This window comes from Metabacillus dongyingensis, assembly GCF_019933155.2.
GTDB classification, from domain to species: Bacteria; Bacillota; Bacilli; order Bacillales; family Bacillaceae; genus Bacillus_P; species Bacillus_P dongyingensis.
The window spans coordinates 1365333-1380122 of the sequence record NZ_CP082944.1; the positions used below are offsets into that span (position 1 = coordinate 1365333).

Annotated in this window: 17 protein-coding genes; 13 read left to right on the plus strand and 4 right to left on the minus strand. The window is 38.2% G+C overall.

Annotation, left to right across the window (positions count from 1 at the left end; all coding sequences use genetic code 11):
• Positions 1–46 precede the first annotated feature (46 nt).
• Complete coding sequence (locus tag K8L98_RS06730; protein ID WP_223440622.1) at positions 47–280, plus strand: YolD-like family protein; 234 nt, start codon at positions 47–49, stop codon at positions 278–280.
• 307 nt (positions 281–587) lie between these two features.
• On the opposite strand, the gene K8L98_RS06735 is transcribed toward K8L98_RS06730, so the two are convergent.
• Positions 588–896 carry a hypothetical protein gene (locus tag K8L98_RS06735; RefSeq protein ID WP_223440623.1) on the minus strand — a complete coding sequence of 103 codons (309 nt, stop codon included), beginning with the start codon at positions 894–896 and terminating at the stop codon, positions 588–590.
• 803 nt (positions 897–1699) lie between these two features.
• Here K8L98_RS06735 and K8L98_RS06740 point away from each other — a divergent pair.
• Positions 1700–2278, plus strand: coding sequence for a YdcF family protein (locus K8L98_RS06740; RefSeq protein WP_223440624.1), 579 nt, complete (start codon positions 1700–1702; stop codon positions 2276–2278).
• Here the strand turns inward: K8L98_RS06740 and K8L98_RS06745 are convergent.
• The gene (locus K8L98_RS06745) at positions 2275–2478 is read right to left on the minus strand and encodes a hypothetical protein (protein WP_223440625.1); all 204 of its coding nucleotides are present in this window, start codon (positions 2476–2478) and stop codon (positions 2275–2277) included. The genes K8L98_RS06740 and K8L98_RS06745 overlap by 4 nt on opposite strands.
• 283 nt (positions 2479–2761) lie before the next feature.
• On the opposite strand from K8L98_RS06745, the gene K8L98_RS06750 reads away from it, so the two are divergent.
• The 11 genes from K8L98_RS06750 (at position 2762) to K8L98_RS06800 (ending at position 13175) form a co-directional block, all read left to right on the plus strand.
• Positions 2762–3490 carry an amino acid ABC transporter ATP-binding protein gene (locus K8L98_RS06750; RefSeq protein WP_223440626.1) on the plus strand — a complete coding sequence of 243 codons (729 nt, stop codon included), beginning with the start codon at positions 2762–2764 and terminating at the stop codon, positions 3488–3490.
• Positions 3491–3512: 22 nt separating this feature from the next.
• Positions 3513–4325: a transporter substrate-binding domain-containing protein gene (locus K8L98_RS06755; protein WP_223440628.1), complete on the plus strand. Its 813-nt coding sequence runs from the start codon at positions 3513–3515 to the stop codon at positions 4323–4325.
• Between the two features lie 62 nt (positions 4326–4387).
• Positions 4388–5041 (plus strand): amino acid ABC transporter permease, encoded by a 654-nt coding sequence (locus K8L98_RS06760; RefSeq protein WP_223440629.1) that lies wholly within the window; start codon positions 4388–4390, stop codon positions 5039–5041.
• A 13-nt stretch (positions 5042–5054) separates the two neighbouring features.
• The gene (locus K8L98_RS06765; RefSeq protein ID WP_223440630.1) at positions 5055–5705 is read left to right on the plus strand and encodes an amino acid ABC transporter permease; all 651 of its coding nucleotides are present in this window, start codon (positions 5055–5057) and stop codon (positions 5703–5705) included.
• Positions 5706–5876: 171 nt separating this feature from the next.
• Complete coding sequence (locus K8L98_RS06770) at positions 5877–6725, plus strand: DUF1206 domain-containing protein (RefSeq protein WP_223440631.1); 849 nt, start codon at positions 5877–5879, stop codon at positions 6723–6725.
• A gap of 143 nt (positions 6726–6868) precedes the next feature.
• The gene (locus tag K8L98_RS06775; protein ID WP_223440632.1) at positions 6869–7561 is read left to right on the plus strand and encodes a hypothetical protein; all 693 of its coding nucleotides are present in this window, start codon (positions 6869–6871) and stop codon (positions 7559–7561) included.
• A gap of 97 nt (positions 7562–7658) precedes the next feature.
• Positions 7659–8678: a DUF3231 family protein gene (locus K8L98_RS06780; RefSeq protein ID WP_223440633.1), complete on the plus strand. Its 1020-nt coding sequence runs from the start codon at positions 7659–7661 to the stop codon at positions 8676–8678.
• Positions 8679–8780: 102 nt separating this feature from the next.
• Complete coding sequence (locus K8L98_RS06785) at positions 8781–10301, plus strand: spore germination protein (RefSeq protein ID WP_223440634.1); 1521 nt, start codon at positions 8781–8783, stop codon at positions 10299–10301.
• A 13-nt stretch (positions 10302–10314) separates the two neighbouring features.
• On the plus strand, positions 10315–11406 hold the full coding sequence (locus K8L98_RS06790; RefSeq protein WP_223440636.1) for a GerAB/ArcD/ProY family transporter: 1092 nt from the start codon (positions 10315–10317) through the stop codon (positions 11404–11406).
• The gene (locus K8L98_RS06795; RefSeq protein WP_223440637.1) at positions 11403–12473 is read left to right on the plus strand and encodes a Ger(x)C family spore germination protein; all 1071 of its coding nucleotides are present in this window, start codon (positions 11403–11405) and stop codon (positions 12471–12473) included. Before K8L98_RS06790 ends, K8L98_RS06795 begins: the two co-directional genes overlap by 4 nt.
• Positions 12474–12542: 69 nt before the next feature.
• Positions 12543–13175 (plus strand): spore coat protein, encoded by a 633-nt coding sequence (locus K8L98_RS06800; protein ID WP_223440639.1) that lies wholly within the window; start codon positions 12543–12545, stop codon positions 13173–13175.
• Between the two features lie 138 nt (positions 13176–13313).
• Here K8L98_RS06800 and K8L98_RS06805 read toward each other — a convergent pair whose 3' ends face one another.
• A complete protein-coding gene (locus K8L98_RS06805) occupies positions 13314–14171 on the minus strand; it encodes a manganese catalase family protein (RefSeq protein ID WP_223440640.1) in 858 nt (285 codons plus the stop codon).
• Between the two features lie 56 nt (positions 14172–14227).
• Positions 14228–14731 (minus strand): DUF3231 family protein, encoded by a 504-nt coding sequence (locus K8L98_RS06810; protein WP_223440642.1) that lies wholly within the window; start codon positions 14729–14731, stop codon positions 14228–14230.
• Positions 14732–14790 lie beyond the last annotated feature (59 nt).

Below are 14790 nucleotides of genomic sequence, written 5' to 3' on the forward strand. Positions count from 1 at the left end.
ACATTCGTATACTAAGTAATAAATCTATTATAAAGAAGGTATCCCCATGCTTATGATCCCTAAAGAGAAACGCAACAGCATTCAATTATTAATCAGCGGATCTTTGGAGTTTCATTTTGAGCTATCATTTATTTATCTGCATGGTGATCAGATTGTGCATTTTATCGGCACCGTTCATTACTTGAATGAAGGAACGGACGAGATAAGAGCTGTAAACAGATTTAATGACATCGTCCTGATGCAGCTTACAGACCTTATTGCCATATACAGAGTTACATAATACTTACATTAAGATCTTAGCCCAGCCAATTGTTCACATATGCAGCTATTCCCAAAACAGCTCCAATAGCAGCACCAAAAAATACTAAGGATACGGACTTCACTTCTATGGATTTGCTCTTTTTAACGGTCATAAACGATTCTCCTTAAAATGTAATCTCCTATTATAACTCACAACTTACAAAAAAATTTAAGCTCTTCGTTCAATCTGTTAATTTACGATATATATAAATTATTTTTAATAGGCATATCTACAAAGACATTGGTAATCATGTATGGTTACTTACCTTCTACTTACTTCCATTCTTCTATGTCACAAATTTGTTATCTTCAATCAAGTAATACGATTTCAGCCAGTAAGCATTATTTTCAGCAAACTTCTCTGCAACTTTCCATATATTCTTTTCAGTCAGACTGCTGACGACGAGCATAAGCGGTTCAGGCAATAAATAAGAAAGTTTCTCTCTCTTCATCAAGGAAGAAAAATTTTCAGGTGTAGTGACGACCATGGTATACGTGCAGCCATCTTCAAGCTCCACCAAGATATCAATGATGTCATCTGATGCATTCTTGATTTTACTGAGTGATGTCGGATATGAAATCTCTTTTATTTTCACTATGTCCTCCTGGAAAAAATACAATTATGCTTGTCTGTAAACGACTAATATGTAAGAAAAAACAGGTTTGTCTAATCTATATACGATTATCCGTGCAAAAAGTTTCGTTAAAAAATCGGCCTTTTTAATTTTTATATATGTCATTATCTGGAACTTTTTATCGCCAACAATCGTAATTATTATGAATCCATTTTTAGGGAGGACTATTCAAAGCAAGGCCATTTTAGAATTTACCTGGAGCTTAGATGATGATTTCAGGGTGAAATTACTCTTCCATAAGGTCTGTACATAAGTTCATATTCGGGTGTCCGTTAGAATCTCATAATATTTGAAGAGAGGGAGTGAAAGATTAATGTCCTGGAAATTATTTGGAAAAATAATGATACTAGTCGGAGCAATTGCAATGGGATTAAATGTATTGTTTTTTAAATCGAACGAATATTTTAATCTGGTACGCGGAGTATCATTTGGACTATTTATTTTGGGAATTATCCTAGTCCCGGTATACTCAAAATCTAAAAGTGACTAAGACGGCAGAATTAAAAAAGGTATGACTCAAAATCAGCTTTCTTCATTAGAAAGCATGATTATCTCCTTTGATCAATATTGGAAAGTACTGTTTTGTAATAGGAGAGCATATAATTAATATTCTTGGATTTAATTACCCGACTGATATTCGTCTTATCACTCAAGGTATAAAAAATGACAATTCATATGAGTTCAAAAAAAGAAAATTGCATTCTTGAAAAAACAGCAAAAAATTTTTTTTTATAACTTTTTAACCAAGAAATGGGCGAACATGAATGAAAATAAAGATGCCATTTAGAAAGATTCTTTTCACACTGCTAGCAATTGGCCTTATTTATACTGGCTTTTTACATTACAACATCCACAGATACAGTTCAGAAAAGCCGATTGAAGACGCTGATTATTTAATCGTGCTAGGTGCAAAGGTAAATGGCACGGTTCCGTCGCTTGCCCTGCAATACCGGGCGGATGCAGCAGCAGAGTATTTAATAGAAAATCCAAATACGATTGTGGTTGCTTCAGGGGGACAGGGGCCAGGCGAAGAAATAACGGAAGCAGAGGCCATCAGCAGAATCCTGCAAGATCATGGAATAGAGAAATCCCGTATAATATTAGAATCAAAGTCTACAAGTACGATAGAAAATTTGACCTTCTCGAAAGCAATGCTCCCGCCAAGTGCGAAAAAAGGTCTCATTGTTACAAATGATTTCCACATCTACCGTTCATGCATGGCTGCAAAAGATCTTGGTCTTGATGCCAAAGGGCTCGCAGCTAAAACGCCGAAAGCGGCTGTCTTAAAATCTTATACAAGAGAATATTTAGCCATCACAAATTACTATGTAAAGAGCCGTTAAGAGGCAAAATAAAAAGAACCATCTTTTCCGTCTCCCTGGAAATGGTTCTTGTATTTTTGCTTATATAGCTGCTCTTTTTTTGTTTTTGTTTGTCTAGTGCGCAAATCCTGAAAAATAAATGGGCTTCTTCCAGCCTCCGGATTTCTTTCTCCTTCACGCATTTTCTTCAATCGCTGTTTCTTTGCCTTAGATTGACTCATACTTAAACACTCCTTGTCATGTATTTCTATTAGTATACGAGGAAGTGAGCCTTTTTGTACAGTAAATGGAAAAATCAATTAAATGAGAGACGGAATAAAAATCACTGCTTGCAAATAAAGCAGTGATTTTTATATTTTTATTAATGTTCAGTATTTATAAATAACTCAAAATTGTTTGACTATTATATTCTAAAAAATGTATAATTCTAGAGATGAAAATTATATTTATAAAGTTCTAGACAGCTGGAATGAATGCCTGCAATCAGAGATAAGGGGGAGCAGCATGATTGTTTTTGACAATGTAAACAAATATTTTGGTGATTTCCAAGTTTTAAAAAACATTAATTTAACGATAAAAAAGGGAGAAGTGGTCGTGATTATTGGTCCGTCCGGATCCGGTAAGAGCACGATGCTCCGCTGCATCAACCGGCTTGAAACAGTGTCAGAAGGTACATTAACAGTTAACGGCATTGCGGTTAATGACAAGAAAACAGATATTAATAAAGTAAGACGGGAGATCGGCATGGTCTTTCAGCATTTTCACCTGTATCCTCATAAAACCGTTCTTCAAAACATTACGCTTGCTCAAGTCAAAGTTCTTGGGAAATCAGAGGAAGAAGCGAAGAAAACAGCGCTTTATTACTTGGACAAGGTTGGAATTCCCGATAAAGCCGGTTCTTTTCCTTCCCAGCTTTCAGGCGGACAGCAGCAGCGTGTTGCGATTGCCAGAGGCCTCGCGATGAATCCTGAGATTATGCTATTTGATGAACCGACCTCAGCCCTTGATCCTGAGATGATTGGCGAGGTATTAGATGTCATGAAGAATCTGGCGAAAGAAGGCATGACAATGGTAGTTGTTACACACGAAATGGGATTTGCCAGAGAAGTTGCAGACCGCATCGTGTTTATAGATCAAGGTCAAATTTTAGAAGAGGCTGTACCGGAGGAGTTTTATGCGAATCCCAAAGAAGAAAGGGCACGCTTATTTCTCAGCCGTATTTTAAATCATTAATATAAAAATAGGGGGACATTTTATGTTGAAATCAAAGAGTTTGCTGAAGCTGCTTTTCGTATCCATGCTTGCTGTACTCGTTCTTGCAGCGTGTGGAAAATCGGAGGAAAAAGAAACTGCAAATGCACTTGAAGCCATTAAGAAGGATGAGAAAATTGTTTTTGGCGTTAAAAACGATACAAGACTATTTGGACTTAAAAACCCAAGCAGCGGAGAGATTGAAGGCTTTGACATTGATATAGCGAAAGAAATTGCAAAGAAAATCGTTGGTGATGAAAAGAACATCGAATTTAAAGAAGTTACCTCTAAAACACGTGTGCCAATGCTTCAAAACGGTCAAATCGATGCGATTATCGCAACGATGACCATTACGGAAGAGCGTAAAAAGGAAGTTGATTTCTCAGACGTTTATTTTGAAGCAGGACAATCCCTTTTAGTTAAAAAAGGCAGCGATATTAAGAGTATAGATGATATTAAAAAAGGTACAAAAGTTCTCGCAGTTAAGGGATCAACATCCACAAAAAATATCCGTGAGAAATCACCTGATGCAGAGGTGCTTGAATACGAAAATTACACGGAAGCATTTACAGCTTTGAAATCAGGTCAAGGGGACGCTTTAACAACAGACAATGCAATTCTCTACGGAATGGCTGCTGAAGACAGCAGCTATGAGGTAGTCGGCGAGCCGTTCACAGATGAGCCATATGGAATTGCCGTTAAAAAAGGAAATGAAGATTTGGTGAAAGAGATCAACGCTGTCCTTGAAGAATTAAAATCAAGCGGCAAATATGATGAAATATATAAAAAATGGATTAAAGAAGATTTATCCAACTAAACAGATCCTCAATCAGGATGAGCAAGTGATGCTCATCCTGATTAGTTAAAGGAGTGAAAGATGTGCTTGATTTCTCTATACTTGTCGACAATATGGACATGTATCTAGAAGGGTTTAAGAACACTGTAATGGCAAGCTTAATTGCTTTGATTGGAAGCTTTTTGCTTGGAACCCTTATTGCTGTTCTTAGGATAGCTCCGCTAAAACCTTTGAATTGGCTGGGAACTGTATACGTAGAATTCGTCAGAAATATTCCGCTGCTGATTATCGCGTTCTTTTTTTATATTGGATTGCCGGCACTCGGTTTAAGGCTTGATGGGTTTACAGCCGGGACCATTGCACTTGTGATTTATACGGCCTCTTTTATCGCAGAAGCCATTAGAGCTGGAATATTATCCGTTCCTAAAGGACAAATGGAAGCAGCCAGATCATCAGGGCTCACTTATAACCAGACGATGAGATTAATCATTTTGCCTCAGGCTATTAAAATTGTTATTCCGCCTCTTGGAAACCAATTCATTAATCTAGTGAAGAACTCCTCAATTCTTAGTGTCGTAGCTGGACTTGATCTTATGTATCACGGAGATTTGATTTCATCTGATACGTTTGTCGTTTTTGATGTATATATATTTGTAGCTGTATTTTATTTGATTCTAACTATTCCTTTAAGTATTGGCGTTGGTTATTTAGAGAAACGCCTTGCAAAGAGTAACTAAAGGAGGGTGAAAAATGGATTTTGCTGGTGCATATACCCCAGATCATTTCATGTTTTTGCTTGACGGGTTCTATATCACATTAAAAGTAGCATTTATTTCAATTATCCTAAGCTTTATCATCGGCGGAATTGTCGGTACATTAAGATATGCAGAAATTCCAGTGCTATCAAAGGCACTTGCTGTAGTTGTCGAAACGATCAGGAATTTACCGCTATTATTAATTATCTTTTTTACATATTTCGCCTTGCCTGAGATAGGAATTGATTTGGGGATTACTTTATCTGCCATTGCTGCATTAACCGTGTTTGAATCAGCCATGTTGTCAGAGGTCATTCGAAGCGGACTGAAGTCAATTGAAAAAGGGCAAATTGAGGCAGGACGTTCTTCAGGACTCACATATGTACAAACCCTAAGATACATTGTGATGCCGCAGGCTCTTCGCAGAATGGTACCTCCCATTGTAAGTCAATTCATTTCATTGTTAAAAGATACATCGCTTGCTGTGGTCATTGCGCTTCCAGAACTGACTCACCATGCACAAATAATAAATGGGCAAAAATCGACTTATATCATCCCTATTTTTATCATGATTGCATTCATGTATTTTGCAGTGAACTACTCACTTTCGCTGCTGGCCCGCCGACTGGAACTGAAAAGTGCATAAGTTTTATGAATTTCACCTCAAAGCAGAGGCAGCTCTGCTTTGAGGTTTTTTTGTATTCTTTTCTTATGAAGGTAATATCCAATATTTTGTAAATGTGCAATCCAGGTTTCTTTTTCTCCTTCGATGGGAATTTAACACTCAGCAGGCATTATATATAAGGGAGAGATAAACATGGAGTATTCTGCAAAAGCAGATGCCAAGCAAAAAGCAAATCAGGCAAAACAAGAAACGAAGCCTTGGATCAGGCGTTTGGGAAGATACGGATATATGGCACAAGGCACCGTTTATTTTTTAATCGGGATTCTTGCTCTTTTGGCAGCGCTTGGTCTTGGAGGCAAAATGACAGGAACAAGCGGAATGCTTGAGACGGTTGCAGGCAAGCCCTTTGGAGAGGTTCTTCTTTGGCTTATCGGCATTGGCTTAATTGGTTATGTGATTTGGGAAATTATTAAGGTGATAAAAGATCCGGAGAACAAAGGAACAGATGCAAAAGGTTTGTTGACTAGAGCTGGCTACGCAGTAAGTGCAATTATATATGGAGCAATTGCGTTTAAAGCCATCTCCATCGCTATGCATGCAGGTTCGGGAGGCGGATCTGAGAAAACAATCTCTGCTAAATTACTGGCTCAGCCTTTTGGACAGTGGATAATCGGACTCGTGGGCATTATCATTATTGGATACGGACTTTATGAACTGTACAATGGTTATTCGGAGAGATTTATGAATAAGTTCAGAGTAAGTGAAATGAATCAGCATGAGAGAAAAATTGCAAGAAAATCAGGGAAAATGGGCATGATCGCCCGCGGTGCTGTTCTGGCTATGATCGGCTATTTCTTTATTCTGACAGCGATTACGGCAAACCCTGACCAATCAAAAGGAATTGACGGGGCGCTTGCAGAACTTGCTTCAAAGCCTTACGGTCAGTGGCTGCTTGGAATTGCTGCAGCGGGACTGATGCTTTATGGCATTTACGGAGTGATTCGAGGACGCTATGAACATATGAGCTTTGGCGGAAAATAATTAACCGAGCAAGAAATCCTGATAGGATCTCTTGCTCTTTTTTATTAGCAGTGAATTTGCTGTGCAAGTCCAGTGAAAAATATAGATGAATACACAAGCAATCCTCCTAAAGAAGAATAGACTAATATAAGGGAGTGATGAATGTGTCAAAAATATACAAACATGCGTCAGATGATCTTATGTATAAAGTCGTTTTTTTGGATGAAGAAGAGACAGAGCATACAGAAGCTTTCGGTGATGTTGCGGATCAGTCAGAAGATGCATTAGAGCAGACAGAAGAAAAGATTGAAGCGGATTTTGAACAAAAATTCAGCAGAAAACATAGAGAGAAAAAAAGCGATAAAAAATATAAAGAAAAAAAATACAAAAATAAAATCAAAAAAAAATTCAAGGGAAAAGAAGATCAAAAGGCCTTTGGATCTTTGTATAACTTTGATATAGGCGGATTTGCAATGGACGCTGCTCCGATTAATTTTACAGTGGAAGGGCCGGAATTCAATACTGATGCAAATCCAGAAGAAGATACGATTCATGTTTTTAAAGACGGGAATTATGAAATCTCCTTCTTTATGGATATATTGGCAAACTCCGCTTTAGCCAACTTTGCTATTTTTAGAAATAATACTCAAATTAATGAGTCGAAGTTTTCATTTGTTTCAGAAGATACGATACAAACAACGTTAGGAAAAACAATTCATACAGAGCTTGAAGAAAATGATGTAATCTCGGTACGAACGATTAATACTAGTTCACCGAATGTAGGCTATGAACCTCCGACGATCAGATATTTGAATGCTGCGCTTACAGTGAAATTATTAAATGGTAAGGACTTATAGGAGACATCTTTAGATGTCTCCTTTCTATTTGCCCCGAATTCATAAAACTAATTGTTTAAACAAATAATAGAAGAAATTTATCTTGGAGGAATATTTCATGCAAGAAGGAAATCGCCCGAATCTTACATCAGCCGAAATTGCATGTCTTTGGACAAGCTTTATGAACGACAGTATGTCAAACTGCATCCTTGCATTCTTTTTAGAACATGCAGATGATAAGGAAATCCTTCCTGTTATTCAAAGTGCCTATAATCTTACTGTCGCTCATTTGGAAAAGATGACTGTTATTTTTAAAGAAGAGGATATTCCAGTTCCCACAGGCTTTACAAATGAGGACGTAAACCTGAATGCACCTCGGTTATATACGGATCTTTTCATGCTTACCTATATAAATCATATGACAAAAGTTGGCTTGCTTGCTTACGGCGGTTTTATTTCAATGAGTGCCAGAAAAGATATCCGCACCTATTATATCGAGGGTCTGGAGGAGACAGCAAGACTATTCGATATAAGTTCTGATATAGCCATTTCAAAAGGAATATTTGTAAGAGCTCCTTATATTGCCTATCCCAAATCCAAGGATTATATTGACAGCAAAAAGTATCTAAGCGGTTTTTCGCTGTTCAGTAAAAAGAGGCCATTAAATACGATTGAAATTTCTCATCTTTATATGAATATCCAAACAAATCTTATGGGAAGCAAACTGGCACTTAGTTTTGCACAAATTTCACCCCGGGAAAACATTCAAAAGTGGATGTTAAGAGGAAGTGAGATCTCTCAGAAGCATATTCAAATTTTCAGCAAAACGCTCTTAGATAATCACATCCAGCCCCCGATTTCATCTGATGCGTGTATTACAGATTCAACGACATCGCCATTTTCTGATAAGCTGACATTATTTCATATGTCACTGTTAAGTGCAGCTGGTTCAGGGAATTATGCAACTGCAGCGGCAGCAAGCCAAAGAAGTGATCTCATTTTGAATTATGAGCGCCTGTCACTTGAAATTGCACAATATGCAAAGGATGGAGCTGATATTGTAATCAGCAATGGATGGCTTGAACAGCCTCCCGGGACACTTGATAAAGAACAGCTGATAAGAAAAAAGGACTGCTGACGTTCTATTTATTAAATCTTTCATATTTTGCAGCAAACAAGGCATGTTAAGAATGTCTTGTTTTTTTGTACGAAATATCCTCAACAAGAGGTGGGGGAGATTATGTTTTCTTTTTTTAAGAAAAATCCATCCTTTAAACAACAAAAAAAAGCGGATGTGAAAAACGATGATCCTAAGCTTGAGGATCTGCTGAAGCAATGCAAGCTGTCAGCTGACTTTACATCTTATCGTTATTCACAAAGCAGTCCCTATTATATTCATTACTATAAAACTTTAGTAGATATTAATGTTTTACAAAAGCATGTTCTTCCTTTTTTAACCGAAGGACAGAATAATACAAGTTTATTTGAACTGCAGGAAGTTCTGCCGATTGATAATACAGAAATCATCAGCAATGTAGACAAAATCCAGGATAGATTAATGTCCGGTTTTATTGCTGTTCAATCCGAATCAAATATTAATGAAGTGCTCTTGATTTCGGCAATTTCCCTTGAGAAAAGAGCGGTGAGCCTTCCTGAGGTTGAATACAGTGTTGTTGGACCAAAAGAAGCCTTTGTTGAATCCCTGGATGCCAATCTGAACTTAATTCGAAAAAGATTGCCGATCCCCGAACTCATTGCAGTAGAGATTAGGGTAGGCAGGCTTTCTAAAACAAGAATTGCTGTTTTATATATTAAAGATATTGCGAACGACGAGAACGTAAATACCATTATACAAAGAATAAAAGATATCGATTATGACTCGATCCTGGACAGTTCAATGATCGCACAGATTATATCAGATAATAACAATTCGCCATTTCCCCAAATGATTGATACAGAACGGCCTGACAGGGTAGCCGGTGTTCTGTCGGAAGGGAAAATTACGGTCTTAGTTGACGGTTCCCCTCATGCACTGACTGGTCCTACGACGCTGGTAGAATTTTTTTCTGCTTTTGAGGATTATTTTTTATCCTGGCCGATTGCCTCCATTTTCAGGCTTATCCGGCTTTTTGCGGTTTTCTTTTCTGTTATTTCTACTGCCATGTATGTTGGGGTTCTTACCTATCATTACGAAATGATTCCGCAAAACCTGCTTAATCCGCTTGTAGCTTCGAGAAGCGGTGTGCCGTTTCCGCCAATATTAGAGGCAATTATTCTTGAGCTGACAATCGAGCTGCTGAGGGAAGCGGGAGCCAGATTGCCGACTAAGATTGGCCAGACAATCGGTATCGTAGGAGGGATTGTAATAGGAACAGCAGCTGTTCAAGCAGGGCTTACAAGCAACGTACTGCTGATCATCGTGGCACTTGCAGCACTTGCATCCTTTACTACTCCCGTTTATCAAATGGGCAACGTCATCCGCTTAATCCGTTTTCCTTTTCTTTTTGCCGCTCAGCTTTTTGGTCTCATAGGGATTGCCTTTTGTTTTGCTTTTTTTCTGGGGCATTTGCTTAAGCTATCATCCCTTGGAAGGCCATATCTTGCACCAGTCTATCCTCTGAGGCTTAAAGATTTAAAAGATTCGCTGTTTAGAGTGCCGATGTATATGCAAAATAAACGGCCTCTGCAAATGAGAACAGCCACACCTGATCGTTTTCAGCCGAAGCCTCATAAAGAAAAGAAACGGGATATTGAGGATTAAAGGAGGTAATTCCATGTTCCCATTGCCTAAAGAAGATAAAAAGGTATCCAATTACTTTGTATTTTATTTGATTCATAAAATGCAAATAGGTGTAGGCATCTTAGGATTCGAGAGGTATATCGCAAAGTCTGCCGGCCATAGCTCCTGGATAGCCATCATTACATCCGGCATCACAATTCTTGGTTTGATCTGGTTATCTTACTTAATCCTGAACCGGGGAAAGAATGATATCGTAGCCATCCATCACCAGATTTTCGGAAAATGGATTGGCGGATTTTTCAGTTTTTATTTCATTATTTATTACGCTATGTTTGTCGTTGTGCTGATACGGACGTATGTAGAAGTTATCCAAGTGTGGGTTTTTCCGGATGTCTATCATTGGGTATTCATCGCCATTATTATTCTGATTTGTTATTCATATGTTACAGGGGGATTCAGAATAGTGACCGGGATTGCTTTTCTTGGAGTCATTTATGGATTGCCGTTATTATTAGTTAAATATTTCCCCATAAAAGAAGCTTATTTTGGCAGCCTTCTTCCTGTTTTTGATCTATCGTTCAAGGAGCTCCTGTCAGCTACAAAAGGAATGACTCTTAATTATCTGGGGTTTGAAGTTCTTTTTATGTTTTATCCGTTTATAAAAGATCCCCCTAAGTCCCAAAAATGGGCTCATTATGCTGTTTTATTCAGCATGTTTATTTATCTGATAACTGCTCTGGTTTCCTTTGCATACTATGATCAGAATCAGCTGAAATCTACCATTTGGGCGACGCTTACTCTATGGAAAATTGTAGACTTGACCATTATTGAGCGGTTTGAATATCTTGGAATTTCGATTTGGTTCTTTGTGGTTTTGCCCAATATGTGTATTGGACTATGGAGTGCAAGCAGGGGAATGCACCGGCTTTTTGCGATGACACAAAGAAATGCATTGCGGATTATCTGCTTTTTCATTTTTATCTTTGCCGTTTTTTTAAAAGACAGAGAACAGATTGATCTGCTCAATACCAATATGTCAGAGATAGGATTTTATACGATTTACGGCTATATCCCATTGCTGTTTGTTCTGCAGGTCATCATCATGAAGGTGAGGAATAAAAAATGAATGGGTACAAAGCTTGCGCACTCCTGCTCTGCATGTGTCTTTTAAGCAGCTGTATTCCTGATTCAAAAGTCCTTGAAGATGTTCAGCTGATTCAGTCAATAGGCTATGACTATATTAGTGATAGAGAATTCCAATTGACTGCCGGTGCGACTTATACTCCGCCAGGAATTCAATCGAAACCGCAAAATATAGCATTAACAGCTATCGGCCGGACAAGTAAGCATATAAGACAGGAAATTCAGGCACAGTCACCAAGACCCATTGAAATAGGCAGGGTAGGGGTGATTCTATTTGACGAGGAACTGGCGAGAAGAGGAATTGGTGATCACGTTGATAATCTGCAAAGAGACCCAAATATAGGCAGAGACATCAGTTTAGTTATATCAAAAGGAAAATCAAATGAAATTCTTTCAGCACAGGTCGATCAGCATGAATCTGTTTCACAATTTGTTATTGACCTCGTCAGACAAAATATGGAGAGGACGATTCCAAGAATCAATCTGCATCATTTTCTTTTTCAGTACCGGGGCCTTGGGTTTGACCCTTTTTTGCCTCTTATTGAAAAAAAGGGTGATAACATTCAAGTTTCTGGGGTCGCTCTTTTTAACGGAGATCGATTAATCGATACCATTGATTTGAAAGAAGGATATACTTTGAAAGTTCTATATGAAAAAATCCGCAAAGGCATCATTGAAATCGATTTAAAAGAAGAAAAGGAGGTAAGCATTCAAAATCTTTCCTCCAATACGAAGTTCAAACCTGAAAAAAAAATAAACGGGTATAAGTTCAATGTCAGCATAAAAATGGATGGAAGAGTCATGGAAGGCGGAGGATTAGATCTTACACAAAAAAAGAATATCGAAAAAATTGAAAAGAAAACTGAAATCATGCTGGAAAAAGAAGCTCTAGCTTTGCTTGAAAAGCTGCAGAAATTAAATGTCGATCCGCTCGGCATTAAGGAAGAGCTAAGACAAGCTGGCTACAAAGATTGGAAGAAGCAATATGGCTCTGTTCAATTTGAGGTAGACGCAAAGGTTCATCTCATACAGGCTGGGATTATGGAATGAAGAAAATACGAATAGATTTCTCTCTCTGATACAGAATAGATATGTATATCTTAAAAAGATGAGAGAGGAATGATTAATGTGGATCAATCAATGAACATTGCAGGATCTGAAAACATGCAGGCTGGAGCTGTGCCGCCCCAATTAAGCCATGGCGGACATGAGATGTTTGATGTATCTGAAATTTTATCTGGTGCCATCAATACATTAAACTTATATACCATTTTAAAACCGCATGTCAAAGATCCGGAACTTCTGGATATGATGAACCGTCAAGAGCAATTTATGATGACGGAATACAACACGATTGTTGAGTGTTTCCAGACAGGGATGAAGCCTTCAGTTTCGACAGAAGTCTATAATATGAAGCAGGGAAATGACTTTGTTTATGGCCTAAAACCTTCACCGCCGATGAAGCCGATGAATATGCCTGCGGAAATAAATGAACAGGTTATTTCAGACCTCATGCTCGGATCTGTAAAATCGAATGCGTCATTAAAAGGTATGGCTACGACAGAGGTAGCTAATCCGGTTGTCAGACGAGTTTTGGCTGATACCATTCCAAATTGCATTGAAATGGCTTATGAGATTTCAATCTACCAAAATAAGCATCACTATTATCAGGTTCCACAGCTTACAGAAGGTGATATGCAGCAGATGGTGAATTCATATGCTCCTGCACAATCGAAAAATCTTCCGAATTGAATGATCTCCCAAAATAGACCTCTCAATCTTGAGAGGTCTTTATACTTGATCCATTTATTAATAGACTTTATTTGAAATTTTTCAAACAAGCCCTTGAGAGACATAAAAAACAGCCTGAAAAAATGGCCGTTTTTATATTTATTGATTCAAATCATTTAAGCCTGGGCTGTGTTCATTCGGCATATCTGGAAAATCTGGTACAGGATAACCCTTTGGAGGATCAGTAACCTGTAAGTCACCACTGTCTCTGCTCGGAGATTCCCCGCTGAAAATTTCGCCAATACGGGTTGAATCAAGCCGGAAATTAAATTGTGCATTATGAAAGCCCATTTCCACATACTTTCGGCATTCAGGGTACTTATTAATATCATAATTTGGGATTGGAAAAATCTTGCCCCAGTTGACTCCCAATGTTTCAAGAGCTTTGGCAAATGCATTTTGATGGGCGTTGTCGCGGACAATCAAAAATGCAAGGGTTTCTCTGAAGGTTTTATTAGAGCTCATTTCATAAATTCTTGATTTTTGCAGAACACCTGTTGATTCCAGGATGACATTATTAAGCAAATCGCTGATTAAATTTCCGTGGCTGTACACCCATGATCCGTTCCATGGATTTCCTCCAGCATCAACAGGCAGAGAAGATTGCGCTCCCATAATATAATGATGAGGATTTCCATGCATGACAGGGTCTGCAAGCGGTGCTTGACTAGGCCCGGAATTTCCTGCATCGTCCACTTCACCTGATCCATTTAAAAGCTGATTAATAGTTGTTTGAACAAGTTCTACATGGCTGATTTCTTCTAGAAAAACGCCTCTGATCAAATCTCGGTATTGTTTATCTTTACCTCTGAAATTGGCACTTTGAAAAGAGTATTGCATCATTGTCCGCATCTCACCAAACTGGCCGCCCAATGTTTCCTGTAAAACTTTTGCTGCAGCGGGATCCGGTTTGTCCGGAACAATCATATTGATTAAATCTTCTTTATAAAAGTACATGTCCTGACTCCTTTATTTGCAAAATAAGGCAGTAAAAAACTACTGCCTGTTTTTAATTATTTATCTAAATGAAGAGGAGGCGGAATTAACCAGCCTTTTTCTTTATTTAATTGAAGAATTTTCCCGCCGTATTGAACTTTTTTAGCATGATGCTGAGTAAACAGCAGGGCAATATCTTCCCGGATACATTGTCCGATCATGGTACTGTCAGCCACTAATCCTTGGGCAAGGTCTTTAGAGATGCTCATAGCCACTTCTGGATCTGAAATGCGTGCACCCGCAGGGATTTCTTCTAATTTAGCATTTGGTCTTTCAGGGGGGGCAGGCGGCAAACCGACCTCATTCTTTTTTAATAGTGCTTCAAGTTCTTCAATGCAAGGCAAAATATTATTTTTAATGATTTGATCTATTAATTTTTTAAGGTCGGCATCACCAGTGTGATTGTAATACACTTGATAAGCTGCATGAGATGCTTTTGCAACAGATAACGCACTCCATACTCCGAATACCTCTCCATAATGCATTGGTTCATCTGTAGGATTTCCGCTGAGAATACCCATTTTGATCACTCCATTTCATATTTTAAAAACTACACATTCTATTTTGTACCAGATGATTT

Coding starts and splice junctions, on each gene's coding strand:
- K8L98_RS06745 (WP_223440625.1), bottom strand. CDS start 2,478: ATGAGTCAATCTAAGGCAAAGAAACAGCGATTGAAGAAAATGCGTGAA.
- K8L98_RS06790 (WP_223440636.1), top strand. CDS start 10,315: ATGTTCCCATTGCCTAAAGAAGATAAAAAGGTATCCAATTACTTTGTA.
- K8L98_RS06740 (WP_223440624.1), top strand. CDS start 1,700: ATGAAAATAAAGATGCCATTTAGAAAGATTCTTTTCACACTGCTAGCA.
- K8L98_RS06770 (WP_223440631.1), top strand. CDS start 5,877: ATGGAGTATTCTGCAAAAGCAGATGCCAAGCAAAAAGCAAATCAGGCA.
- K8L98_RS06785 (WP_223440634.1), top strand. CDS start 8,781: ATGTTTTCTTTTTTTAAGAAAAATCCATCCTTTAAACAACAAAAAAAA.
- K8L98_RS06765 (WP_223440630.1), top strand. CDS start 5,055: ATGGATTTTGCTGGTGCATATACCCCAGATCATTTCATGTTTTTGCTT.
- K8L98_RS06750 (WP_223440626.1), top strand. CDS start 2,762: ATGATTGTTTTTGACAATGTAAACAAATATTTTGGTGATTTCCAAGTT.
- K8L98_RS06800 (WP_223440639.1), top strand. CDS start 12,543: ATGATTAATGTGGATCAATCAATGAACATTGCAGGATCTGAAAACATG.
- K8L98_RS06780 (WP_223440633.1), top strand. CDS start 7,659: ATGCAAGAAGGAAATCGCCCGAATCTTACATCAGCCGAAATTGCATGT.
- K8L98_RS06755 (WP_223440628.1), top strand. CDS start 3,513: ATGTTGAAATCAAAGAGTTTGCTGAAGCTGCTTTTCGTATCCATGCTT.
- K8L98_RS06810 (WP_223440642.1), bottom strand. CDS start 14,731: ATGGGTATTCTCAGCGGAAATCCTACAGATGAACCAATGCATTATGGA.
- K8L98_RS06730 (WP_223440622.1), top strand. CDS start 47: ATGCTTATGATCCCTAAAGAGAAACGCAACAGCATTCAATTATTAATC.
- K8L98_RS06805 (WP_223440640.1), bottom strand. CDS start 14,171: ATGTACTTTTATAAAGAAGATTTAATCAATATGATTGTTCCGGACAAA.
- K8L98_RS06795 (WP_223440637.1), top strand. CDS start 11,403: ATGAATGGGTACAAAGCTTGCGCACTCCTGCTCTGCATGTGTCTTTTA.